Origin of the sequence: Candidatus Salinivivens marinus (assembly GCF_965655845.1) — a bacterium.
In the GTDB taxonomy this organism is placed as follows: Bacteria; Pseudomonadota; Alphaproteobacteria; order Rhodobacterales; family Rhodobacteraceae; genus Salinivivens; species Salinivivens marinus.
In genome coordinates this window covers 1-22,493 of sequence record NZ_CBFHHX010000017.1, presented here as the reverse complement: position 1 = coordinate 22,493, position 22,493 = coordinate 1, and the positions used below count along the sequence as shown (strand labels likewise).

Here is a 22,493-nt window from a genome sequence, read left to right as displayed (position 1 = left end):
TCTGAAATTGTTACATCATTCAGTGGTTTGGTTTGACTGGAATTCCTAATTCTGTAGCGGATTTTTGCCGCATCACCTGCTGAATTGATCGGACCCTTTAACTGCTCTTTAATCAAAACTGTCGGTGGGCGTAAATCTGCTAACGAAATTGGTTTGAAGCTAATCCAGAAAATTGCACACAGTGGTAATATAATTATTAATGAGACTAAAAAGATTGTTGGGAGTAGCATACTCCATGCGAATCTTTCCTCGCGCTTTCCCAAGGGCCCCAGCCCTGATGGTGGCACTTTTTGCATTGTGCGCTCCAAATTAATTTAGTGGATAAGTGCTTTATTTTTAGGAAGGCGGCAAGATAAATTACCGCCTTCCAAGAGGAAGTTCCAATATTAGTATACCTAATTTATTTTAGATAATTCGGAGTTCATCTTTGCTACAGCTGCGTCTGCTGCTATATCACCATCAATAAACTCCCTAACAACGCGGTTTATCACTTGGCTGTTAATAATTTTGGATGCTAGTCCCAGTTGGCCTTCTGTGACACCCCATCTTTGTGCTACATCTAAGCCTTCTACTATACTAGATATCACATCGGCAGGATACAAGTCAGATAATGGAGCTCTGCGATCAACTCCAACGTCTAGTTTAGCCCACCCATCAATATATTCAGTTGGGTTACTAGAACTTCCGTTTCTGCTTGGAAACTTTCCTTCTGGCGCAATAGCTAGAGTGTCTAAATAACCATCGCCGACAGCAAATTTTACAAAATCCTGTGCTGCCTCAGTGTCGGCATCGACAGTTATCCCAAAATATCTTGAGTCGGCCCATGCTGCACCAGCTGGGTTAGATGGTCCAGAGAAGTTTGTTACGAAGCCAGTGGCGCTTGCTAGTTCACGGCTCGTTGGGTCAGAATTAATAGTGGGAGGAGCAGAATCTCTTAATCCTGCCAACTCGTCCATAATAAATGGAGACCAAATAATCATTGCTGCCTTCCCTGCAAAGTAAAGTTCGCGAGATTGCTGCCAAAATAGTTCACCTTCAGGAGATGCATCTGCTATCGCCTTATAGAATTCTAATGCTTCGATTGTTTTGCTTTCATCAAAACCTGAAAATCCAGAATTGTTTACAGGCGTTGCCCCATTTGCCAGAAGGACATGTTCTAAAACCTGGCTCATAAAGTTTTCATCAACTTTGGTGGCTGCAACAAATCCGTACATACTTGGAGGATTGTGCAGTTTTGAAAGTGCCGTAGTCACATTTTCGTAGCTTGAAGGAGCTTCAAGCCCGTTCGCTTCAAAAAGGTCTTTACGGTAAACGACCATTTGGGTCCAGCCATCAACTGGTACACCTGCCACGCCGTTTGGAGTGGCGGCCATTTGAATAGGACCTGGTGCAAACGTATCAGAGCCAAGCGCATCTACAACTTCCTGAGCTGCTTCTGGATCTAGTATTCCTGCTTCAGTCCACGGTAATGCGTATTGTAACCCGTAATAAATGACGTCAGGAAGATCGCCTGCAGCGAATGCAGCAGTGGCTCGCGTTCCCATTTCGCTTTCCTCTACCGGGATCATTTCAACTTTCACACCGGTTGAAGATTCATATTCTGCCGCCATTTTTGCTTGTCTTTCCAATCGGGCTGGCTGAGTTTCAGTTGTCCACACCTTAATTTCTTGACCAATCACTGTGGTGGTTGAAGCAATCATCGCAATTAACGAAATTGCGCCAGTTATTTTTTTTTGTAATTTCATAAATTCCTCCCAATACTTACTACTAAAATATATATTTTTAGTCCCGTAATAATACTTAAGTATGATATAACGTTATATCATAAGTCAAATATAAAAAGTTTATTAAAATTAATATATTAGAGATTTTTACATAATATAAATTTGCATAATTTAATATTTTAGATATAACGATCTCGCATTAAAGACGTATATAATGAAAAATAAACCTAACTTAAAATCCGTTGCAAAACTCGCTGAGGTATCTGTTCCAACCGCTAGTCAGGTAATGCGTGGAACAGGGCGTATTTCAGAAAATACCCGTAAAAAAGTTTTGGAAGCTGCAAAAACCTTACACTATGTTCCAGACGGCCGTGCTGCCGCGATGAGGTCTGGAGAAAATAGAGAGATCGGCATGATCATCCATCAGATAGCTAATCCATTTAATGCAGAGGTAATAAGTGGGTTAAGTGATTTATTGGATCTCAATAATTATTTACTGTCAGTTTTGGACTCACGCGATGAAGTGACCCGGCAGCAGCGTAATCTTGAAGCGTTTATTAGAAGTTCTCGGGGTGGTTTAATTTGGGTTCCTGCCTATGATACACCAATGGACACTATAGATATGGTGAAAGCATACAAAATTCCTACTATTACATTCTTGCGAGAGGTTAACCATGCCAATTTTGATCATATTGGTATTCGTAATTTGGAGGCAGTAAGAAACGCAACCCAGTACTTAGTAGATTATGGGCATAAAAAGATTGCATTTCTTGGGGGCAGACAAAACTCCCAAGTGCGTGAGGAAAGAATAGCGGGTTATAATATGTCGCTTGAGGCAAATGACATAGCTTGGAGTGCTACAATAGACTCGGATGAGAATAAAAGGTCAGGTAAAGAAGCGATGGTGCGCTTACTAACACGTCATCCCGATGTGTCTGGTGTTATTTGTAATGGTGATATGGTAGCTTTAGGGGGATGTTATGCCTTACAAGAACGAGACATTGTTCCAGGACGAGAAATTTCGATAATAGGCTTTGATGATGTTGCGGATGCTTCTTTTGCGACGCCAAGCTTAACCACCATTCAATCTCAGCCCTATAAGCTAGGTCAACTCCTTGCGAAAACTATAATGGATAGAATTGAGAACCCTGAAACCCCAATTTGCAAAGTGCTTACTGATGCAAGTCTTGTGAAACGGCTGACTACAGGCCCACTAATAAAGAAAAATTAATGCATTGATACATTGAAGTTAAAGTCATTGCTTTATCTTTGACAGAAATTTATCCACTTCTTTTTTATCGACAATACTTGGATCAAATTTCAACGAAATTCCCTCTTCTTTTACAGTAACTAGGCTTCTTTTTGAAATTTGATTGGTCAAAATATATCCAATTATTGGCCGATCAATTCCTTTCGCTTTCACCTCAATCGAGTCACTTACTTGGAAAGTGTCCGCGAGAAGTGATTTGGTCGAATTAGAAAAAAGCATCGAATTCTTAGGGGCAGCTTGTTCAAGTCGTGCTGCTACATTTACTGCTCGGCCAATGACAGTGTAATCTAGTCTTTGATCACTCCCAAAGTTACCGACACTACATACGCCACTATGCACACCAATTCGAATTTCTAATTTTTCTGGAAAGTTAAATTGTTCTTTGAATAATTCCTCATTTTTCTCCACAAAAGCCAGCATTTCAAGTCCCATATTACAACATGCTAAGGCATCTTGCTCTGGCCCTTTAGATTGTGGATCGCCGAAAAAAATCATTACAGAGTCACCAATAAATTTATCTATTGTACCACCGTATTTAAGTGCAATTTCACACATGTTGGTTAGATAAAAATTTAAAAATCCACTTAATTCTTCTGCCTCCATACTCTCAGTGATGGACGTAAAGTTAACTATATCAGAAAAAAATATAGTTAACTTTTTTCGACCAGTTCCAGTATCAAATTCTACATCAGAGAAAATTTGCTCACAGATTTGTGGCGATAAATATTTTGATAGCCTGTCGGATGCTTTTTGAAGTAGTTGCTGCTGTTTTTCTGCTTCCTCTTTGGCCGCTTGAACAATACCCTTTTGACGCTCAAGCTCAACAGATAAAGACTTTCTTAAGCGGGCTTCCAGCTTTAACTTGCTGTTTTCTTTCTTAAGTAATTTTAGTTCTTCATCGTTAATCAATATTCTTATCCAAACTAAAGAAAAAATTTAGGTGTTAACAACTTCCAGATTTGAATGTTTCGCCATATGCGCTTTGTCTCGCCAGCGATACCAAGAAACGACAGCCGGTAAAAACCATGGGTTTCCACCATAAAACGGTCGAGTAGGAAAAGGCAAATCGTCAAACGGAGTTACCCCCTCTTTTGCGCCAATAACCTTCTGTCCAAGTCGCATTCCCAAATAGCTTGCCATGGAAACGCCTGAACCGCAGTATCCCATTGAGTAGAACATTCCATCATGGCATCCGGTATGAGCTAGTTCGTCAAATGTATAGGCGACTGTTCCAAACCAAGAATGTGATATTTTTGTTTTACTCAATTCTGGGAATATGCGGCACATATCATAGTGAAGTTTTGGTCCACTCACGCTTGGGTTGGTTTCTTTTGCAGATACCCTCCCTCCAAAAAGTACTCTGGTGCGATCTGGTGAAGGTCTGTAATAGTAAACCACTTTGCATGTATCACTTACAATGCGGTCAGTAGGAAAGAGTTGATCCATTAGTTTCTTATCGAGAGGCTCAGTCGCAATAATGTAGCTGCCTATTGGTATAACGCGCCGCTGCAGCCATGGTGTCAGTTTGCTAGTGTATCCATTAGTTGCAATTACCAATTGCTTGCACGAAATTTTACCTTTTGATGTAAGCACTTCAAAGCCAGTCAGGACTTTATTAATTTTTTCAGCATGGCAGTTGCCAGCTATCTTGGTTCCTGCCTTAATGGCCAAATTTAATAACCCACGGTGATATTTTGCTGGATCTACGGAGGCATGTCGGGGGAAAATAACTCCACCGTTATATAAATCAGTACCAAGTTCTTTTCTCTGATCTTGCTTGGAAACTATCTCAACTGGGATACCCTCTTGCTTTGATAACTTTTGAGCATCTTTTACAAGAATATCGAACTGCTCCTGTGAATGGGCAGCATGAAATCGACCACATCTTTTAAAATAGCAATCTATTCCCTCTGTTTTGATAAATTCTTCAATCCATTCAAGCGCATTTTCACCTTCATGTCTGATCGCACGAGCCCGATCTTGTCCATACTTTGCTTCTAATTTTCCTTGAGATGGCTTCACGCTAGTGCTGATTTGCCCTCCATTTCTGGTACTGCAACCATAGCCTGGTTCTCCTGAGTCAATAACAAGAACGTCTCGACCAGCCCTTGCTATTTGGATTGATGCATGTATACCTGTGTATCCTGATCCGATGATCAGTACATCAACATTTGTTGCGTTCGTTTCAAAAGATTCTTCAGTGGCTTCGAGCCCATCTAACCAGTATGATTGATTTTGCCAATTTTCAGCCCACATAGCACAATTCCATTTTATGTCTGTTGGTATGAACTTATATCCCTAAAAAATTAATACAATGAGTTTTGGTGTTCCTAACAACTTAAAGTTCGCTGCATTGGTAAGTTGAGTTTTCAAGCCAATCTGACCTTATTTCTATTCCCCAACCCGGTATATCAGAAATAGTTACCTTACCATCGTCAACAGAGTAGGGGTCCTCAAGAAATAAGTCTTGTTGCCATGGGTAGTAATCTGCGCCTTCAATAGAGAACTCCAAATATTTTCCAGCATTTGGGATTGCCTTTAGTAAATGCATTGTAAAAAGTGTCACGAGGGAAAGATTTGCGCAGTGAGGGGTTATCGGAATACCGGCCGATTTTGCTAAATCCACAACACGCAGGGTTCGATTGATGCCTCCAAGATATAAAATATCTGGTTGTGCAATATTTACAGCGCCCATTTCAATCATTCTACGCCAAGTTGGTATATCGCAGTCTTGCTCGCCGCCGGTGACATCGATCTCCAGAGCATCGGTCACCGCCTTAGTTTGCTCGAGCTCCCAGTAAGGGCAAGGTTCTTCAAAATGGGAAAATCCATTGTCTTGTAATAGCTTACCAATTTCAATCGCCCGATCAACTGTGTAACAGCTATTTGCATCAATTAGAAGGTCAACTCGATCACCTAGCTCTGTACTTATGGTCGGAATTATTTCCTCAGTGCGACCCGGCCATTCATCCTTGTTCCGTCCCACTTCAGCCCCTGCTCGAACTTTGAAGGCGTCGAAGCCAAATTCATCTCTCAATTTACAAAGACGGTATGCCTCATCTTTTGGCGTGATGTCTCGTTTCATAGATGAGGCGTAAGCTCTTAGTGACCCAGGAGTCCCTCCGAGTAGTTTTACAACGGGCTGGCCAGTGACCTTTCCTTTCATGTCCCAGATAGCGGTATCAAAGCCACCTATAGCACGTCTCAAATATGATCCAGGAAATTTGTGTTCACGTTCTGTCACTAAATCTAATAGATCATCTAAATCTTCTGTTTTTTCACCCAAGGTCCAAGGAGCTACCTGTCGATGCAGGATCTGACATGTTATATCGGAGTTATAGGTAGAAACTTGTCCCCATCCTTGAGCACCATCTTCATTAGTTAGCCGAACGAACCCTATATACTCATTACAAAAGCTTTCAATTTTTGTTATCTTAAACAAGTGATATTCCTCATATTATTTATTTTCTTGAAGAATCAGTTCTGCTGCTTTTTCTCCTACCATAATTGACGGTGCGTTGATATTGCCTGATGGAATAGTAGGAAAAATAGAAGCATCAGCAACGCGTAAGCCATAGACACCTCTAACTTTTAGTTTTCCATCAACGACTGAATTTGCAGGATTATCGCCCATTCTGCATGTGCCGCACTGATGAAAAACTGTTTCGCCATGGAGCCGTGCATATTCTAAGAGCTCCGCATCACTCTTGACATCTTTTACTTGGCTCATTTCTGTGTGAATTATTTCTTTTAAGGCTTCTGTTGCGGAGAGCTTGCGCATTAACTTCATTCCAGAAATCATAGTTTTTTGATCATATCGAGTGGAGAGATAGTTTCCAAAAAATTTAGGTGGCACGGAAGTGTCTGCAGATTGTATCGATATGCTTCCCTCGCTAGTTGGCTTGCATAGACTAAACCCCAATCTAACTGCGGGATATGGGTCAGGCATCATCAGAGGTCGCCTTCCATAGGGTGCGGTCGAATAACTTAAGGGAGAAAAATATAATTGTAGATCCGGCACATTAAGAGTTGGATCAGATTTTACAAAGCCTCCTCCTTGGTTGAGGCTCATCGACAACGGCCCGTTACGGAAGAATAGATACTGTAATGCAACCTTGATTTTTCCAGAAAGTGGGCGCAGTAACTGATTTAGAGATGGTTGGTTTGTTAGAAGTGTATGATCGAGTCCGATATGATCCTTTAAATGTAAGCCTACATCCGGTAAGTCACTGAGAACTTTTATATTGAGGTCTTTGAGTTTTTCAGCAGGACCAATCCCCGAAATCTGCAAAAGTTGAGGTGAACCGAGCGCCCCCGCTGATAATATTATTTCTTTAGTCGCATGTGCTACTTTTGGGCTACCTTTATGTGAATATTCAACTCCAATGGCCCTTGCTCCTTCGAAAAGAATTTTTTTGACGAGAGCTCTTGTTATTATAAAAAGATTCTTTCGTCTCTTAATTGGCGACAGATAAGCATTCGAGGCGGATGATCTCAGTCCCTTGTGCGTATTTGTTTGATACACAAATGAACCTTCGATATTTCCGGTATTGTAGTCAGGGTTTTTGCTTATTCCTATTTGCTCAGTTGCCTCCAAAAAGCAATCTGTTAAAGGATGCGCTTGTGTTGAAACATCTGTAACTCTTACTGGCCCACTCTGACCACGACTTTGATCGCTTTTACCGTTCCAAGTTTCCATTTTCCGGAAAAATGGCTCTATGTCTTGCCAGGACCAGCCACTAGCATGCGCGCCCCACTCATCGAAGTCATTCCTACTTCCTCGAGAGAAGACCATTGCATTTATTGAGCTTGACCCGCCCAGGACCTTTCCTCTGGGCCAATACATTTTCTTTCCATGAAGGTTTTCTTCTGGTTCCGTGTAATATTTCCAATTAACGGATTGATCGTAGAATAGCTTACCGTATCCGATCGGTAATTTAATGTAAGGGTTATAATCTTTTGGTCCGGCTTCTAGCAGAAGTATCTTACTATTTTTATTAGTCGCCAAGCGACCCGCAAGTGCTGAACCTGAGGATCCCGCGCCAATAATTACGTAGTCATAACTGCTCATCTAAAGATTTTCCAACTATGATGATCAAGTGGATTTATCCTTATTTCCTAATAACTGTACTAAGATTAAAAGGCCGGATGAAACAATAATTAATATAGTTGAAATAGCCGCAATCGTGGGATCAATCTGATCCCTCAGCGCTAGAAACATACTTCTAGTAATTGTGGAGTTATCTCCACCTGCTACAAAAAGTGAGATAATTATCTCATCAAATGATGTTAGAAATGCAATAAGTGATGCGGAAACAATTGAAAACTTTATTTGTGGCAAAGTGATTTCTCTAAAAGCTCGAAATCTGGTCGCACCTAGTGAACGGGCAACTTTTTCTTGGTTCATATCGTAATTTTTTAGCGCAGAGAATACAATTATTAGAACTAATGGCATCGCTACGAGTGAATGACCTAAAACTAAACCGAAAACACTTCCTACAAGTTTAAACTGTACAAAGAAGTAAAATAGGCCAATTGCCACAAGTATGATTGGGACCATCATTGGGGATATAAAGATTGGGAAAAGAATCTTGCTCAATCGAGAACTACCGTTAACTAGACCATAAGCCGCCATTGTTCCTATTGGGGTTGCGACAATTATTGTTAGTATTGCAACCTTAACGGATGTCCAAGTTGCTGACATCCAGTCGTTGAACCCATTTTCAACTTTCCATGAGAAAAAGTAATTTTCATACCATCTAAAAGACCATTCTTTTGGAGGAAATTCCAAATATTGGCTTGCTGAAAAAGACATAGGAATAACAACTAATGATGGAACGATAAGCAAGAATAAGACAATAAAAGATATAACATACAACCAAAGCCGGTCCTTTAGGCGGATTTGGGTTTCTGAGACATTTCTATTTAGAAAGCTATTAGCCATTATCGACTTCCTAATTGATCAATTGATACTAGTTTGGATGCTATAAATAGAATTATTCCCGTTACTACTAGTAATACTACACCTAAGGCACTTGCCGCGCCCCAACTGAAATAAAGCTCAATGTTACTAGAGATTTTCATCGCCGCCATTATCACTTTTCCTCCACCAAGAATTGCTGGGGTGACATAGAAGCCAAGACACAAAACAAACACGATCAGTAATCCGGCGAGCAGACCTGGAAGTGACAAAGGCAAAAAGACTGTCCAAAAAGCTCGAGACGGCGTTGCTCCTAAGCTTGACGCAGCTTTCATACAGTCTTTATCTATTGCGCGCATGTTTGCATAAAGCGGCAGGATAAGAAATGGTAGCATTATGTGCACCATTCCGATGAGTGTACCCGTTGTATTATGAACGAACTTAATAGGCTCAGATATGAGGCCCATATCAATGGCTATATTATTCAATAATCCTTTCTTTTGAAGAAGAACCAACCAAGCATAAGTTCTTACCAGAAGACTCGTCCAAAAAGGAATCAGTACACCAATCATACATATATTTGCCCACTTTCTGGATAACTGCGACATGAAATATGCGAGGGGGTAACCAATAGCAGCACAAATAATTGTGGTAAGAATACTAATTTTAAAAGTTGTTATAAATATTTTAATATAAGCTTTGCTTTTCCACATTCGCTCATAATTTTCGAACGAAAAAGTTCCATCGCGTCCAATGAAAGATAGGTAAAATAACCATCCTACCGGTATAGCAATTAGAGCTGTTACCATTATCAGATAGGGGACGGTTAGTCCAAAAAAGGTGTAGCCCTCTCTTGCAGCGAGTTTCCGCAGCTCATTTTGATTGATATTATTCGTGGTCAAACTCATTTATTCAACTAACCACATAGCTGTCAGCAACTTTGAGAGCGATCGTGACCTTTTCGCCTATAGCGGGGAGGGCTTTATCTGTAACGCTTTGATTTGGAATTCGTACTCTAAGTTCCTGCGCCTCTCCACCTGCAGATTCTAATTCAATAACAAGCAGCTGACTTTCTCCCTGAAAGATTGAATCAAGCAACGTACCATTAAAGTAGTTTTCGTCTTTCTTTTTTTTCGATGGCGCCAGAAAAACTTTTTCTGGCCTGACCACTAATGAAAAGTTTCCATCTTTGTCCAATGGCTGAGCCACGTTTATTTCTGTTTTTCCAATTGTTGCTTTTGAATTTTTTACTTGAACGGGAAGAAGTGTCGATTCCCCAATAAAATCAGCAATAAATCCGTTTTCTGGGTGCTCATAAATTTCGTTAGGTGTTCCTAATTGCATCAGCTCTCCACCGTTTATCACTGTAATCCTGTCCGACATAGTCAGTGCTTCTTTTTGGTCGTGGGTTACGTATACCGTGGTCATATTTAGGGTGTCATGAAGTTGACGGAGTTCAATTTGCATTTCTTCCCTGAGTTTTTTGTCAAGGGCTGAAAGAGGTTCATCCATCAGAAGAATTTTAGGTTTGAATACAATGGCCCTTGCAAGGGCTACCCGCTGCCTTTGCCCGCCAGATAGCTCATCTACTCTTCTATGCCCCAATCCTCCAAGCTTCACTGTTTCCAAGGCCTGATCAACTGTTCTTGAAGTCTCCGCCTTACTGACACCACGGAGTTTCTGTGGATAGCCGACATTTTGTTCTACGGTCATATGTGGAAACAGAGCATAATTTTGAAAAACCATTCCGATGCCTCTAAGATGAGGGGGTTTTAAAATTACCTCTTCCTCGCCAAACTTTACACTGCCATAGTCGGGATTAGTAAAACCCGCTAAAACCATCAGTAAGGTTGTTTTCCCTGATCCCGATGGGCCAAGCAGTGTCATAAACTCACCTGAGGTTATATCAAGGCTGATATCTTTTAATGCGTAGAATTCGTCATATTTCTTTGTCACATTTTTGATAGAAATGTTGAGTGAGGAGTTTTCCATATTAACCTGATATTTTAATGAATGGGGGCCTGAACGTTTAAACGTTCAGGCCCTATTGCTTAGTCGTAAACTTACTCTGTCATCATTTCGGTATACATTTCGGCAGCAATAGTGCGCCACTTAGAATACCATTCTGTAGACAAAGTTAATTGATGTTTTGCATTGTCAGGATGACTAGGCATCATTTTGGCCCGTGAATCTTCCATAAGGCCAAGTTCGTAAACCTTACCATTAGTTGGGCCATAAGTGATGTATTTTGCGAACTCTGCCATATATTCTGGCTTCATCATTTCGGCAATATACTTCATGGCTAAGTCTTTATTTTTGGCTCCTTTTGGAATTCCATAACCTTCCCAATCCATAATCCCTGTTCGCCAATCATATGCAACTTTCGCTCCATCGTCTTTAGCGACATCAAAGCGGCCATTCCAGCCTGTAGTCATATCAACTTCGCCGTCCTTCATCAGCTGCGCATGCTGCGCGCCAGAAGACCACCAAACCGCAATATGTGGTTTAATCGTTCTAATTTTATCCAAAGCACGTTCGATCCCGGCTTCACTATTTAGGACTTCATAGATTTGATCCATTGGAACGCCGTCTGCTAAAAGCGCAGTTTCAAGCTGTGCATCTACTTTATTACGCATTGCTCGTGTGCCAGGAAATTTTTCTACGTCGTAGAAATCAGCCCATGTTCTAGGCCCATTGTCACCGTAAGTCTCTGTATTCCATGCAGCAACAACTGAAAAGATGTCTGCACCAGCGCAATAGTCACTGTACATGCCAGGCAAGTGATCGCTAACGTCGATAATTGAGTAGTCAAGCTTTTCAAGCACTCCTTCCGCTGCCCCTGATGCGCAGCTTCCAGCGCCACTAGAAAAGATATCAAATTTGTCCGCTCCGGATTTTACCATAAGTTTTACATCTGATATACCACCATAAGTATCTTCTTTAACTGTTATACCCATAGCCTTTGCTGCTGGCTGAAAGATGCCTATGGATTGACCTTTTTGGTAAGCCCCTCCCCAGGACACAATACGTAGTTCCTCAGCGAAAGCAGTAGTGCTTGATAAAGCAAGTCCCGTGGCAGCTATTAAGCCGACCGATCGCAAACCTTTCATCATTAAATTTTCCTCCCAATTTTACTGTTAATTCGTTTAGTCTAACAACAATGGGATAGTAATCAATAATTGATTTTGTAAAATTATGCTGCAGCACAGCATCATTGAGAATGCAGTTACTGCATAGCGGCTTTGCAAATTTACCTGATGAAAAATAAATATAAACAATTAACTACAACTTATAGTTACGGAGAATGAACTATGTTTAAAAAAATATTAAAAACAATAATGTTGGCACAGGCTGCAAGTGCAGCAAGAAAGACGTTACGTTATCTTTCGGACCGCGATCTGAACGATATGGGATTATCTCGGTCAACATTTGTTGATGGCGTAGTTGAAAGTGTGAAAGCTGACATTGAAGCAAATGTTAAAGATCAACCAATTTCAAAAAACATAAAATGTGTTGTTAACCCAAATTTACTTGGTGCAGTATAGCCCACTAAGTATCATATCTAGGACAATGCGGTAGTTAGCTCAGATCTATGGCCTCTAATGCGGCTTCGCCTTCGTAGTTGAAAATCATAACGCCCGGGAAACCACCCTCGCGGAAGGTAAAAGTCTTTCTAAGTTGGTCGATCAAGTTTGAAGCATATTTTTCGAATTGCTGTAAATCGGAATTGTTTTCAAACTTAGCGACGATAGAGAGACTTGCACATTTGCCAATTGTGATACTTAAAGATTGGATGTTAAATTTATCAATTTTATCACCCAACTCCATCGAGCAATGGTTTGCGGCTATCTTTGCTTGATCGAGATTTGTAAATTTGTACTCAAAAATTCTCGCAAACATTTACAATTCTCCCAATAGTTCATCAAGAAACGTGGGCTTGTTCTGGGTTTTGATTATAGATTTTTTCATTACTTTGGGCTGAAGTTTCATTTTCCTTTGAAGAGATTTTCCAGCCTCGCTCAAAACCATTTCACTGTTTTCATATTTAGCTAAATCCAAATCAACTAATTTTGAGAAAGAAAGCTCTGAGATGGGTTTTCCTGAGCAAAGAGATAAAAAATCATTAAGGTCTGAAGTATCTGCTGAGTTTGTCGCAGTCCTAAAAGATTTCAATGCCGTTTGAACAGTCTCTGCAGTAATTTCTTTTTGCTCAGTTTGAGTATCGATCTGGTGAGCTATTCTTTCACACATGCCTTTAACGAGCGTGATCTGCTTATCGTTTAGTGCTAATGGTTGTCTGTTTAATAAACAAAAAGTACCAAGAGCATAATTGTCTTTATTTATGACTGGAAAGCCAGCGTATCCGAGCCATCTATCCTCATTTTGTAGAGATGGGTGAGATTTCCATTTTTCATGTTTTGTCAGATCGGGTATCAGTGTGGGCTCAGAGCTCAAGAGGACATATGAGCAAATGTTGTATTCGTGACGCTCACTTTTATCGCCACTCACCCCATCTGTACTAGCTATTCCGCACTGATAGTTCTCGTCAAAAAGACTAAACGAGACGTAATCAAATCCTGTAAGTTCTTTTGCCATCTCGCAAAATATAGAGAAATTATCAGCTTGTTTACCGTCAATAATTCCAGTGCGTTTGACTGCGACTACTCGTCTTTCCTCATTTTGGGGTCTTGGTGCTAATGCGGTAGACATTGTGGCCTCTCCTTTTGATCAATTATGCGGATGCTAATCATCATTAAAATTAAAAGAAATTATTGATTTATAAATTTATAGTATTGTCTTTGATTAAAATTTTTTTACCATCTGATATTTATCCATATGGTCACATTGTTGCAGCTAAAGAAACAGTAATCAAGGAACCAATTGAGGTATATAGTATGATTGGCGAAATTCTATCGACGGTAACATTATAATTCATTGCAAGCATATACGCCATTACTCCGCTCGGAGCTGCCGCAACCATCAATGCTGTTAAGTGATTTGCTGGATACGAACCACCAAAAAGAAAGGCAATGAGAAACCACGCTAAAATTGGATGTAAAATCAACTTTATAGTGGTCATCGAAACAATGAGTTTTGTCGGAGCTATTTTATCTTGATAACTAAGCATAATGCCCAATGAAAATAAGAGAGCAGGGGTGGCAGTTCCACCCATTTTTTCCAAAAAGAATAAAAAGCCGCTTGGTAGTTTCAGATTGGTTAGACTTATAACTAGGCCAATTAAAATACCAATTAGAGGCGGATTCGTAATTATTGCCTTGATTGTCACAAAAAATGGACGTTTGGAATTGGATAAAATATCCATCGCAATCAATGTCAGGCTAAAAATAAGGAGTCCATCCATAGTTATTATAGAAACTATAGTGAGTGTATTTGATGCTTCAAATATTTCATCGGCGATGGGTAAAACAAATAAAACATGATTTGTGAGTGCTAGTGCCAGGCCAATTAATATTGCTTCAGTATTCGACAATCTAAAAATATATTTTGAAATAAACACCCCGATCAAAAAGAGTATAATTTCGGATAAAAAGTATCCAAATAAAAGCAAAAAATCAAAATGCCTAATTGGAGCTAAAGCTAAAAATTCGATGCATAATGCTGGCATGCAAACAAGCATGACAAACTTATTTATTGCAAAAGCTGCAGCGACGTCAAAAGTGCGCATTTTGCCAAGCAAAAAGCCCAATGCACCTATTGCAAATATTGGAAAGACAGCAGTACTTAAATGACCCAACAAATAATTTTACCAGATTTCCAGCAGCTGAGTTACAGCCATAGCTCCAAAACTTATCACCAACAGACCTTTGAATAAATACCAAGGAGACCCAAGTAATTTTGCGCCTAATTCGGTTGAAGCCTCTTCATCATCCATATCCGAAGCAATAGCTTTTAAATCATCCATACAATCAAAACTGCTTACGAGCACGAAAACCAACGTAGCAATTAGTACCGCAGAAATTGCGAGGGCAGGGGTATCATCTATTGAGGAGATTATAACCAAAGTTACTAAATTGGATATCATCCCAATACTTATTGTCCAATAAAGATCCCTGCCTCGGGTATAAGCATTACTTGCTCGCCTATCACGATCTGTTGCGCTCGCAAACTTATTTGTCATTAAAATATTCCTGTAATCATTAAAATTTTAATAACTAATGATCTAATTTATTGGGGTGGCCCCAGTTTCGCTTCGAATAATTTTGCCATCACTTAGAGTAAAGCACACCAAGACTGCTTCACTTGTTCCGTCAGGAAAGCTTACAAATGAGTGGGAGATTAAAATGTCGTCATTTTCATAGATACATCGGGAATTCGTTCTTGTTACTTTTCCGCTTTCCATCATTCCACTAATCACGTTCACCCAATCGCTTTTTGTCATTTCAGAATTTGTAGCATGTCGGACGAATTTAAAATCATCATGTAATAACTCCGCATAAGCATTTACATCGTTATTATCCATTGCAGTATTGAGTTTTTCATAGATTGACATTGGTTTCTCCAAGTTTAAGGCAGTGAGGATTTCTCAAATTTTTGTAAAAAAACTGTGAGTTTATTAGGCTTTAATAGCAAAGATCTACAAGTACATAAATTGTACTGCTTAACTATCTAGTTAACAATATTTTTGAATGTCTTTTAAAGATGTTCAGGGCGTCAGAAGAACTAATTCTATTTAATGCGCCAGAATCGACTTCCTCTCGGCTCAACATCCAGCTACGGACTGGATCGTCACGCATCGCCCATTTTGGGAAAAGTCTTTTAGCATGTACCCCTTCTTTCAAGATTTTAACCTCAACATGACGATCGTCATGTTTAATCTTATTAAACGTTTCATCAATACTCTCAGTGGGTCCCTCAAGGTACTGTAGATATAAATCTGATCGACATATCAGAGCGCCTGTTATTTGATCTCTTTGATTATTATTAACAGAACTAATCATTATACCATTTAGAATATTTTGATCGAAACCAAATGGTCGGGAAGAGTAGATTAAATGCTTCAGTAAATATTTAACTTGTCCGTTCAAACTTTATCCAATCGTAATCAATTGGTGGCAAAGTCACCTACTTTGGTGGCTGGGGATTGTTAGCTGGATTAGAGTCTATAACCTTTACTTCGAGTAGGTCTTCACTTAGCCCTAAATTCAGTAGCTTTTTTTCCAACGACAGTGCCAACTCTTTCTCGTATATTTGCTCGAAACCTCTGTAAAAAGCAAACGACTTTAGATGTTTTGCTTTTTTTTCCGGATTTTCGATTGTGGCTTTAGTCCAGTCGTACAAAGCATAGTCCTCGATGCCGTTTTCTTCAGCTTCATCACAGTACCCTTTAAACGCATCATAGGTACATACTAGAGACATTCCATGGTCGTTGGATATTTCATCTAAATTATTTGCTAAATCTGAATGATTTCCACTTCTTAAACTTTCAGACAACCTTTCTGAAACCCTAATCCTTACCTGATATAGCCAGTCTGACATTTGCAACCTCTTCATTTTATCTTTAAAAGAAACTAGTTCTTTACACTTAAAATTCTAAACAAAAGTGGCTTTTAAAAATTTTTTAACTAAATACGTAAATGAAGATAATGTGCACAAGGTGGTAGCGAGCTATGTTTGAGTCCTTTTTTCCAAAACCGAAACTTTTCTTTATGTCGTTATTTGGGTGGGTCGCCCTATTAATAATATTTTGGTACACTTCTGGGGAATACGTAGGAAGTGCTTTAGGTTTTAATTTAGAGGACACTGCCCCTGTAATTGGTTTAGGGCATTTTATAACACCACAATTCTTGTGGTTTGATACTTATTTTCTCATTGGATTGTTGGCATTTTACGGTTTTTGGCGTTACCACAGTCCCCATGAATGGCAGGACTGGGCCATCTTAGGTTCCGCTCTTTTGATTTTCCTTTCTTATGCATCGGTTCAGGTATCGGTAGTTATAAACGCGTGGTATGGGCCATTTTATGACGATATACAAAAAGCCTTAGGGGGCGGTGGTGAGGTGACCGCCGGTCAGCTTTACGGGCATTTAGCTGTTTTCTGCACAATCGCGTTTCCTTATATCGCATTCATCATTGGTAATAGGTTCTTTACCGCACATTTTATTTTTAGGTGGAGAACCGCTATGAATGATTTCTACACAGCCAGATGGAAGCAAGTAAGGCACATTGAGGGTGCATCTCAGAGAATCCAAGAAGACACAATGAGGTTCGCTGCAATTATGGAGGGTCTTGGTGTCGCTTTCGTGGACTCTATAATGACCCTTATTGCTTTTCTGCCAGTTTTGGCCGCCCTTTCTATTCATGTAGAAACATTGCCAATCATCGGTGCGATCCCATACCCGCTCGTTACCCTATCAATTGTTTGGTCAATTTTTGGTACCGTTTTGCTTTTGGTTGCTGGTATAAAACTGCCTGGTCTTGAATTTAAAAATCAGAGAGTTGAGGCGGCGTTTCGTAAGGAACTAGTTTTAGGTGAAGAAAATGAAGACAGTGCTCAGCCTGTTACGTTAAAAGAGCTGTTTTCGAATGTAAGGAGAAATTATTTCAGAATTTATCTGCATTACACTTATTTTAACCTATTTAGATATCTATACTTGCAAGCAGATAATGTGATTGTTTACATCTTTTTGATACCTACAATAGTTTCAGGGCGTATAACTCTTGGAATAATGAACCAAATTTTGAGAGCTTTTGGGCAAGTTGCTTCTTCTTTTCAATTTCTTGTTTCTTCATGGACAACGATTATTGAACTGATCTCAATTTACAAAAGACTTCAAGCTTTTGAGGCTTCAATTCGCGATCAACCATTACCGCAAATCGATCAAGAGTTTATAGAATCTGGTTTAAAAGAGACCTAGTTGCGGGAAGGCTAATCATTGATTTTTGAAGTTTTTTAGTAATTTTAATATTTCTTTAACACTTTGGTAATTTGATACTTAGTAGCCTTCCACAATTATAACGTCTGCCACAGAATATTTATTTCGTATGGTTTTTGCTTCTTGATATTCGTGGCTCTCATAACATAATTTCGCAGCCGTTAAATTAGGAAATTCTATTAAAACAGTTCTTGCTTTACAGGACCCTTCAGGAACCTCTTGAGAACCTCCCCGAATTAAAAATTTGGCGCCAAATTTTGATAATGGTGCTGCGATTGCGTTTCTATAATCCTCATATCCTTTTGAGTCTTTAACATCCACGTGTGCAATCCAGTATCCTTTTGGCAAAGTCGTTTCTCCTAATCCTCGATAGATTTCTGCAAGACGCTCTAAATTTATCTCAGAAGTTAATCTTCTCGCTTTCGATGACATTACATTAATCAAACATTGAAATTAATTTGGTACGATATGAGCAACCATATTAAATCCCACACCTAATTTATAGAAAAATCTTATTGCATGTCGCATTCTACACAGCTCAACTCAAAATTAACTTTTATCTTAAGTAGACTGAATGAACCAAAATCATTGGATTTGATATGCAAACTAAAAATTTGGCGATAGGCTTGGCCATTCTCTCGACGCTTGGTTTCGCAATCCAAGATATGGTGGTGAAACTCTTAAGTGAGATTGGCTCAATGTGGCAATTGATGTTTTTAAGAGCGATCCTTGTAGTTTTAATTCTGGTAACCTGGGCGGTACTAAAAAAGCGTTCAGATATTATAAAACCAAAAGGATGGAAGTGGCCGATTATTCGGGCATTTTTAATGAGTTGTGCATATTCTTTTTTCTACGCATCACTTCCATTTGCCGCCCTTGCTCAAGCTGCTTCCTGCTTCTTTACTGCTCCAATTTTTACCTGCTTTTTTGCCGCTGTAATACTCAGGGAAAAAATTGGTTTCTGGAGAATATCCTCCATATTTATCGGTTTTTTGGGCGTGCTTTATATTATTCAGCCTGGCACTTCAAATATGCAGGCTGTCTTGTTTCTACCTGTGCTGGCGGGTGCCTCTTATGCGCTTGCTGTGGTAATAACGAGAGGGTTTTGTGCAGATTATCCTTCCTTATCGCTTACAATAATTCATAATGCATTTTATGCATTAGTCGGTGCTTTTATGGTAACATTTATCCCAGTGTTACCCTTTTCAGTAGAACTTAAAGTTGCAAATCCCTTTGTTATGTCAGGTTGGGTACAGCTTACTTCAGTCATACTAGTTATGATTGGGATTACATCTCTGACACATATTTTAGCGATGACCTCCTCAATAAAAGCGTACCAAATAGCTGATAGTAGTTTTGTTGCACCATTTGAGTACACCTACTTAGTTTTTGCCATATTAATTGATTACATCGTTTGGCAATATCTTCCCAATACTGAGGGTCTCATCGGGTTAACGATGGTTATCAGCGCCGGTGTATTGATTGCAATTAGGGAACGTAGCCTAATAAGATAAGTTTAGAAGAAAACTTTTTTGATTATACTGCGTGTAGAATTGAATGTGTTTTTTATTAATGCTCCGGTTCGTCGCCTATTTCAGCCATCTTTCTTGTAAGCATTCCCTTCATATTTTGAACAATATCTTGATACTTTGGATCTGAATATACGTTAAACAACTCTAATGGGTCTTCTTTGCAGTCGAATAGTTCCCACTCTCTGTCCTCTCCTCCATGATTTGTCCCTGGTAAGTCATATCCCTCGTTATACCAGTAGATTAGTTTGTACCTTTGGTCTCTAATGCCATAATGAGAATATGCGTTATGGTCAGGATCCCGGTGCATCCAATATCTGTGATATACTACTGCCTGCCAACTTTTTGGAGCCTTTCCATTCATAATGGGCATTAAACTGTGACCTTGCATGTAAGTCGGAATTTCGAGTTGAGCAGCATCAAGAAAAGTGGGGGCAAAATCAACATTACAGGCTAAATTCTTATTAATCTGCGCACTGGCAATTTTTTTCGGAAAACGAGCAAGAAAGGGCATCTGTAAAGACTCTTCGTACATGAATCTTTTATCGAACCATCCATGCTCACCGAGGAAAAAACCTTGATCTGACGTATAGATAACCAGAGTATTTTCTTTAAGTTCATTATCATCCAGATAGTCTAGCAAAACGCCAACACTTTCATCTATTGATGCAATTGTCCGTAAATACCGTTTTATGTATCTTTGATATTTGAACTGGCCCAGTTCCTCTTTACTTTTAAAAGTAAAAACTTCTCCACTGTCCTTATCTATTAATCGTAATTTTGAGACATCATCGGGGTTTGGTATTTTCCTATGAGACATCTCGGGTCGAACCCGTTCACCGACTTCTGAACCACCTTCTGGTTGAGCAAGGCCCAAATCAGCATATTTCATGTCATCTTTAATGCGCATTTTGGCTTCTGCCGCGGCTTTTGCACGATTCTTGTAATTGTCATAAAAGGTTTCTGGTACTTTTATATCCTCGCCATATAAATTTCGGTTTTTAGGGTGGGGTTCCCATTCTCTATGAGGTGCCTTGTGGTGGCACATCAGAAAAAAGGGTTTGCTCCCATCTCTAGAATTTAACCAATTTATACATTTGGACGTAATTATGTCTGTAACATAACCAAACTCTTCTCTCTCCTTGCCCATCTCAATCATAAACGGGTCAAAATACTCACCCTGACCTGGCAAAACTGACCAAAAGTTGAAACCCTTTGGTTCATGCGATTTACCTTCGCCGAGGTGCCATTTACCAACAATTGCGGTCTGATATCCGCCAGTTTGTAAATGTTTTGCAACGTGCGGTAAGTCATTATCCATATGTGTATCGAGTGTTTTAACACAATTCACATGATTATATGTTCCGGTTAAGATCGCGGCACGGCTGGGTGTACAAATTGAATTTGTAACATAACAATGGTCAAATCTTACGCCTTCATGGGCAATTCTGTCTATATTAGGAGTATCATTTAACCCGCCACCATAGCTACTAATAGCCTTGGCTGCATGATCATCGGCCATTATGAAAAGTATGTTTGGCTTTTTTGTCAAAGTTAAACCGCTTCCTTATTCCGTTCATCTACACTAACCACAAATGGTCCGCCAAGCTTTGATGAACCATTTTATCTTTTCTTTCTAATTTTGTGATTGCAATACTTAATTTACAAAATACCGGTGGTTATCCTGTTTTTGAGTTAAGTTCGAAATTACTGATCTATTAACTGCGGCAAACTGGAGCTTTCTTTGAAAAAAATTTGCACTAATTAAATTTGGCAAGGAGAAAGCACATGAAAAAACTTTTCGTATTAATTTTTACTACATTATTTTTGGCGCAGCCTCTCTTTTCAGCTGGTTACGGGAGTAGCGATACATCGTCGTCGGGATCATCCAGTGGTAAGGATAAAAAAGCAGATCCTTTTGCAAATGTTTATAAGTTGATTGATCTTAAAAAATTTACCGAGGCTCATAACGCCCTAAAACTTCTAAATGTTCCAACAAAGCAAGCTGACAGGTTTAATTTGCTAGGCTTTACTGCCCGTAAAAGTGGTGATTTAGAAACTGCTAAAAGTTACTACTTGAGGGCTCTAGAGATTAATCCAAAGCACGTTGGTGCTCTTGAATATCAAGGGGAGTTGTTTCTTCAGCTAGGCAAAGTTGCAGACGCTAAGCAAAACCTTGAAAAAATTCAACGGATTTGCTGGCTTCCATGTAATGAAGAAAAGCAACTCGAAGAAGCTATTGAACTAGCTCTAAAAAATTAAGACCACATATGTGTTCTGTAACATCGAATCCTACATTTAATAAGGTTAAGATGACTTTATCAGGCTACGGCTGCAGTTAAATGCTTTTACGGGTAATTAGTTCACTGTTGTTCATGACTCTTGCTTCGATAAGTTATGCTGGGTCCGAGTGTGATCACTTGGCGGCGCTAGAAGCTGATCCGCTTTCAGTTTCGATGGCCATAAAGTTTGAAGATCTTAATGCAGAAAAGGTAATTGCCGCTTGTTCAGAGGCCATAGTTACCAGCCAGGAAAAAACGGAAAAGGCTCGATTCACACTTCAGCGTGCTAGGGGTTATTTTCGCGCTGGAAACGCCGTCGCCGCCTTGAAAGATTTACTCGTGGCGCATGATCTAGGTTATCCTGCAGCATCTTTTGGACTTGCAACGGCACATTTCCTTGGGGATGGTGTAGAAAAAAACGTTTCGCGAGCTGAAACACTTTTTTTAGAGTCTTATCGTGAGGGAGTGACATGGTCTGCACGTGGTCTCGCTCTATTATATAGTGAAGTTGGATCTGACTTATATGACACTGAAAAATCAATTTTATGGGAAAATAAATTCAATGAAGAAATTAATTAACGTAATACTGTTGTCATTAGGTACTGTAGGTTTTTTTTCATTTTCGGTTGCTCAAAGTTCATCCGAACTAACATTTGAGATCATTGCAGCGGGAACAGGTGAACAGGCAAAGTCAGGTCAAAGGGCGACCCTTCATTATACTGGGAAATTGGAAGATGGTTCGGTTTTTGATAGTTCGCGTGAACGAGGTGAGCCGTTTTCATTCACCCTAGGTGCTGGTCAAGTTATTCAGGGATGGGAGCAAGGTGTTCTGGGAATGCAAATTGGGGAGATCCGAACCCTTAATATACCACCA

At 39.7% G+C, this 22,493-nt stretch carries 25 protein-coding genes and 1 pseudogene; 7 read left to right on the top strand and 19 right to left on the bottom strand.

The window, feature by feature from the left end:
• Nucleotides 1-296 (bottom strand): annotated as a pseudogene (locus ACTF5Q_RS11670) (sugar ABC transporter permease); the annotation flags it as partial.
• 99 nt (nucleotides 297-395) lie between these two features.
• Nucleotides 396-1,745 (bottom strand): ABC transporter substrate-binding protein, encoded by a 1,350-nt coding sequence (locus tag ACTF5Q_RS11665; protein WP_438954773.1) that lies wholly within the window; start codon nucleotides 1,743-1,745, stop codon nucleotides 396-398.
• A 193-nt stretch (nucleotides 1,746-1,938) separates the two neighbouring features.
• On the opposite strand from ACTF5Q_RS11665, the gene ACTF5Q_RS11660 reads away from it, so the two are divergent.
• Nucleotides 1,939-2,955: a LacI family DNA-binding transcriptional regulator gene (locus ACTF5Q_RS11660; RefSeq protein ID WP_438954772.1), complete on the top strand. Its 1,017-nt coding sequence runs from the start codon at nucleotides 1,939-1,941 to the stop codon at nucleotides 2,953-2,955.
• Nucleotides 2,956-2,979: 24 nt separating this feature from the next.
• On the opposite strand, the gene ACTF5Q_RS11655 is transcribed toward ACTF5Q_RS11660, so the two are convergent.
• The 8 genes from ACTF5Q_RS11655 to ACTF5Q_RS11620 all read right to left on the bottom strand — a co-directional run bounded on the left by ACTF5Q_RS11655 (nucleotide 2,980) and on the right by ACTF5Q_RS11620 (nucleotide 12,027).
• Nucleotides 2,980-3,903, bottom strand: coding sequence for an adenylate/guanylate cyclase domain-containing protein (locus ACTF5Q_RS11655; RefSeq protein WP_438954771.1), 924 nt, complete (start codon nucleotides 3,901-3,903; stop codon nucleotides 2,980-2,982).
• A gap of 27 nt (nucleotides 3,904-3,930) precedes the next feature.
• Nucleotides 3,931-5,250, bottom strand: a complete 1,320-nt coding sequence (locus tag ACTF5Q_RS11650; RefSeq protein WP_438954770.1) for an NAD(P)/FAD-dependent oxidoreductase — start codon at nucleotides 5,248-5,250, stop codon at nucleotides 3,931-3,933.
• A gap of 82 nt (nucleotides 5,251-5,332) precedes the next feature.
• Entirely contained in the window at nucleotides 5,333-6,436 is a 1,104-nt protein-coding gene (locus ACTF5Q_RS11645; protein WP_438954769.1) for a mandelate racemase/muconate lactonizing enzyme family protein, read from the bottom strand.
• Nucleotides 6,437-6,451: 15 nt separating this feature from the next.
• Nucleotides 6,452-8,065 carry a GMC family oxidoreductase gene (locus ACTF5Q_RS11640; RefSeq protein WP_438954768.1) on the bottom strand — a complete coding sequence of 538 codons (1,614 nt, stop codon included), beginning with the start codon at nucleotides 8,063-8,065 and terminating at the stop codon, nucleotides 6,452-6,454.
• Between the two features lie 24 nt (nucleotides 8,066-8,089).
• A complete protein-coding gene (locus ACTF5Q_RS11635) occupies nucleotides 8,090-8,938 on the bottom strand; it encodes an ABC transporter permease (RefSeq protein WP_438954767.1) in 849 nt (282 codons plus the stop codon).
• Complete coding sequence (locus tag ACTF5Q_RS11630) at nucleotides 8,938-9,822, bottom strand: ABC transporter permease (protein ID WP_154033506.1); 885 nt, start codon at nucleotides 9,820-9,822, stop codon at nucleotides 8,938-8,940. The genes ACTF5Q_RS11635 and ACTF5Q_RS11630 overlap by 1 nt, the downstream gene beginning before the upstream one ends.
• A 4-nt stretch (nucleotides 9,823-9,826) precedes the next feature.
• Nucleotides 9,827-10,906, bottom strand: a complete 1,080-nt coding sequence (locus ACTF5Q_RS11625; RefSeq protein ID WP_438954766.1) for an ABC transporter ATP-binding protein — start codon at nucleotides 10,904-10,906, stop codon at nucleotides 9,827-9,829.
• Between the two features lie 71 nt (nucleotides 10,907-10,977).
• Nucleotides 10,978-12,027: an ABC transporter substrate-binding protein gene (locus ACTF5Q_RS11620; protein ID WP_438954765.1), complete on the bottom strand. Its 1,050-nt coding sequence runs from the start codon at nucleotides 12,025-12,027 to the stop codon at nucleotides 10,978-10,980.
• A gap of 198 nt (nucleotides 12,028-12,225) precedes the next feature.
• On the opposite strand from ACTF5Q_RS11620, the gene ACTF5Q_RS11615 reads away from it, so the two are divergent.
• Nucleotides 12,226-12,459, top strand: coding sequence for a DUF1127 domain-containing protein (locus ACTF5Q_RS11615; RefSeq protein WP_438954764.1), 234 nt, complete (start codon nucleotides 12,226-12,228; stop codon nucleotides 12,457-12,459).
• 34 nt (nucleotides 12,460-12,493) lie between these two features.
• Here the strand turns inward: ACTF5Q_RS11615 and ACTF5Q_RS11610 are convergent, their stop codons facing one another.
• The 7 genes from ACTF5Q_RS11610 to ACTF5Q_RS11580 form a co-directional block, all read right to left on the bottom strand.
• A complete protein-coding gene (locus ACTF5Q_RS11610) occupies nucleotides 12,494-12,814 on the bottom strand; it encodes a hypothetical protein (protein ID WP_153692901.1) in 321 nt (106 codons plus the stop codon).
• Nucleotides 12,815-13,624, bottom strand: a complete 810-nt coding sequence (locus ACTF5Q_RS11605; protein ID WP_438954763.1) for a GAF domain-containing protein — start codon at nucleotides 13,622-13,624, stop codon at nucleotides 12,815-12,817.
• 130 nt (nucleotides 13,625-13,754) lie between these two features.
• Nucleotides 13,755-14,672: an AEC family transporter gene (locus tag ACTF5Q_RS11600; RefSeq protein ID WP_438954762.1), complete on the bottom strand. Its 918-nt coding sequence runs from the start codon at nucleotides 14,670-14,672 to the stop codon at nucleotides 13,755-13,757.
• A 6-nt stretch (nucleotides 14,673-14,678) separates the two neighbouring features.
• A complete protein-coding gene (locus tag ACTF5Q_RS11595; protein ID WP_438954761.1) occupies nucleotides 14,679-15,053 on the bottom strand; it encodes a hypothetical protein in 375 nt (124 codons plus the stop codon).
• Nucleotides 15,054-15,095: 42 nt separating this feature from the next.
• On the bottom strand, nucleotides 15,096-15,425 hold the full coding sequence (locus ACTF5Q_RS11590; RefSeq protein WP_154033106.1) for a nuclear transport factor 2 family protein: 330 nt from the start codon (nucleotides 15,423-15,425) through the stop codon (nucleotides 15,096-15,098).
• Between the two features lie 112 nt (nucleotides 15,426-15,537).
• Nucleotides 15,538-15,960 (bottom strand): BLUF domain-containing protein, encoded by a 423-nt coding sequence (locus ACTF5Q_RS11585; protein ID WP_438954760.1) that lies wholly within the window; start codon nucleotides 15,958-15,960, stop codon nucleotides 15,538-15,540.
• Nucleotides 15,961-15,997: 37 nt separating this feature from the next.
• Nucleotides 15,998-16,411: a hypothetical protein gene (locus ACTF5Q_RS11580; protein WP_438954759.1), complete on the bottom strand. Its 414-nt coding sequence runs from the start codon at nucleotides 16,409-16,411 to the stop codon at nucleotides 15,998-16,000.
• A 131-nt stretch (nucleotides 16,412-16,542) separates the two neighbouring features.
• Between ACTF5Q_RS11580 and sbmA the strand changes: the two genes are divergently transcribed.
• The gene (gene sbmA / locus ACTF5Q_RS11575) at nucleotides 16,543-17,790 is read left to right on the top strand and encodes a peptide antibiotic transporter SbmA (protein WP_438954758.1); all 1,248 of its coding nucleotides are present in this window, start codon (nucleotides 16,543-16,545) and stop codon (nucleotides 17,788-17,790) included.
• Nucleotides 17,791-17,868: 78 nt separating this feature from the next.
• Here sbmA and ACTF5Q_RS11570 read toward each other — a convergent pair whose 3' ends face one another.
• Entirely contained in the window at nucleotides 17,869-18,240 is a 372-nt protein-coding gene (locus tag ACTF5Q_RS11570; RefSeq protein ID WP_438954757.1) for a DUF1330 domain-containing protein, read from the bottom strand.
• Between the two features lie 167 nt (nucleotides 18,241-18,407).
• Between ACTF5Q_RS11570 and ACTF5Q_RS11565 the strand changes: the two genes are divergently transcribed.
• Entirely contained in the window at nucleotides 18,408-19,322 is a 915-nt protein-coding gene (locus ACTF5Q_RS11565) for a DMT family transporter (RefSeq protein ID WP_438954756.1), read from the top strand.
• 55 nt (nucleotides 19,323-19,377) lie between these two features.
• Here ACTF5Q_RS11565 and ACTF5Q_RS11560 read toward each other — a convergent pair whose 3' ends face one another.
• Complete coding sequence (locus tag ACTF5Q_RS11560) at nucleotides 19,378-20,889, bottom strand: sulfatase family protein (protein ID WP_438954755.1); 1,512 nt, start codon at nucleotides 20,887-20,889, stop codon at nucleotides 19,378-19,380.
• Between the two features lie 236 nt (nucleotides 20,890-21,125).
• Here ACTF5Q_RS11560 and ACTF5Q_RS11555 point away from each other — a divergent pair, with 236 nt between their 5' ends.
• The 3 genes from ACTF5Q_RS11555 to ACTF5Q_RS11545 all read left to right on the top strand — a co-directional run.
• Nucleotides 21,126-21,599 (top strand): tetratricopeptide repeat protein, encoded by a 474-nt coding sequence (locus ACTF5Q_RS11555; protein ID WP_438954754.1) that lies wholly within the window; start codon nucleotides 21,126-21,128, stop codon nucleotides 21,597-21,599.
• An 80-nt stretch (nucleotides 21,600-21,679) separates the two neighbouring features.
• Nucleotides 21,680-22,198 carry a hypothetical protein gene (locus ACTF5Q_RS11550; protein ID WP_438954753.1) on the top strand — a complete coding sequence of 173 codons (519 nt, stop codon included), beginning with the start codon at nucleotides 21,680-21,682 and terminating at the stop codon, nucleotides 22,196-22,198.
• A partial coding sequence (locus ACTF5Q_RS11545; RefSeq protein WP_438954752.1) for an FKBP-type peptidyl-prolyl cis-trans isomerase occupies nucleotides 22,182-22,493 on the top strand: 312 nt, incomplete at its 3' end. The genes ACTF5Q_RS11550 and ACTF5Q_RS11545, both read left to right, overlap by 17 nt.

Coding starts and splice junctions, on each gene's coding strand:
- ACTF5Q_RS11635 (WP_438954767.1), bottom strand. CDS start 8,938: ATGGCTAATAGCTTTCTAAATAGAAATGTCTCAGAAACCCAAATCCGC.
- ACTF5Q_RS11550 (WP_438954753.1), top strand. CDS start 21,680: ATGCTTTTACGGGTAATTAGTTCACTGTTGTTCATGACTCTTGCTTCG.
- ACTF5Q_RS11640 (WP_438954768.1), bottom strand. CDS start 8,065: ATGAGCAGTTATGACTACGTAATTATTGGCGCGGGATCCTCAGGTTCA.
- ACTF5Q_RS11665 (WP_438954773.1), bottom strand. CDS start 1,745: ATGAAATTACAAAAAAAAATAACTGGCGCAATTTCGTTAATTGCGATG.
- sbmA (WP_438954758.1), top strand. CDS start 16,543: ATGTTTGAGTCCTTTTTTCCAAAACCGAAACTTTTCTTTATGTCGTTA.
- ACTF5Q_RS11615 (WP_438954764.1), top strand. CDS start 12,226: ATGTTTAAAAAAATATTAAAAACAATAATGTTGGCACAGGCTGCAAGT.
- ACTF5Q_RS11590 (WP_154033106.1), bottom strand. CDS start 15,425: ATGTCAATCTATGAAAAACTCAATACTGCAATGGATAATAACGATGTA.
- ACTF5Q_RS11580 (WP_438954759.1), bottom strand. CDS start 16,411: ATGTCAGACTGGCTATATCAGGTAAGGATTAGGGTTTCAGAAAGGTTG.
- ACTF5Q_RS11570 (WP_438954757.1), bottom strand. CDS start 18,240: ATGTCATCGAAAGCGAGAAGATTAACTTCTGAGATAAATTTAGAGCGT.
- ACTF5Q_RS11650 (WP_438954770.1), bottom strand. CDS start 5,250: ATGTGGGCTGAAAATTGGCAAAATCAATCATACTGGTTAGATGGGCTC.
- ACTF5Q_RS11595 (WP_438954761.1), bottom strand. CDS start 15,053: ATGACAAATAAGTTTGCGAGCGCAACAGATCGTGATAGGCGAGCAAGT.
- ACTF5Q_RS11625 (WP_438954766.1), bottom strand. CDS start 10,906: ATGGAAAACTCCTCACTCAACATTTCTATCAAAAATGTGACAAAGAAA.
- ACTF5Q_RS11660 (WP_438954772.1), top strand. CDS start 1,939: ATGAAAAATAAACCTAACTTAAAATCCGTTGCAAAACTCGCTGAGGTA.
- ACTF5Q_RS11620 (WP_438954765.1), bottom strand. CDS start 12,027: ATGATGAAAGGTTTGCGATCGGTCGGCTTAATAGCTGCCACGGGACTT.
- ACTF5Q_RS11565 (WP_438954756.1), top strand. CDS start 18,408: ATGCAAACTAAAAATTTGGCGATAGGCTTGGCCATTCTCTCGACGCTT.
- ACTF5Q_RS11630 (WP_154033506.1), bottom strand. CDS start 9,822: ATGAGTTTGACCACGAATAATATCAATCAAAATGAGCTGCGGAAACTC.
- ACTF5Q_RS11610 (WP_153692901.1), bottom strand. CDS start 12,814: ATGTTTGCGAGAATTTTTGAGTACAAATTTACAAATCTCGATCAAGCA.
- ACTF5Q_RS11605 (WP_438954763.1), bottom strand. CDS start 13,624: ATGTCTACCGCATTAGCACCAAGACCCCAAAATGAGGAAAGACGAGTA.
- ACTF5Q_RS11555 (WP_438954754.1), top strand. CDS start 21,126: ATGAAAAAACTTTTCGTATTAATTTTTACTACATTATTTTTGGCGCAG.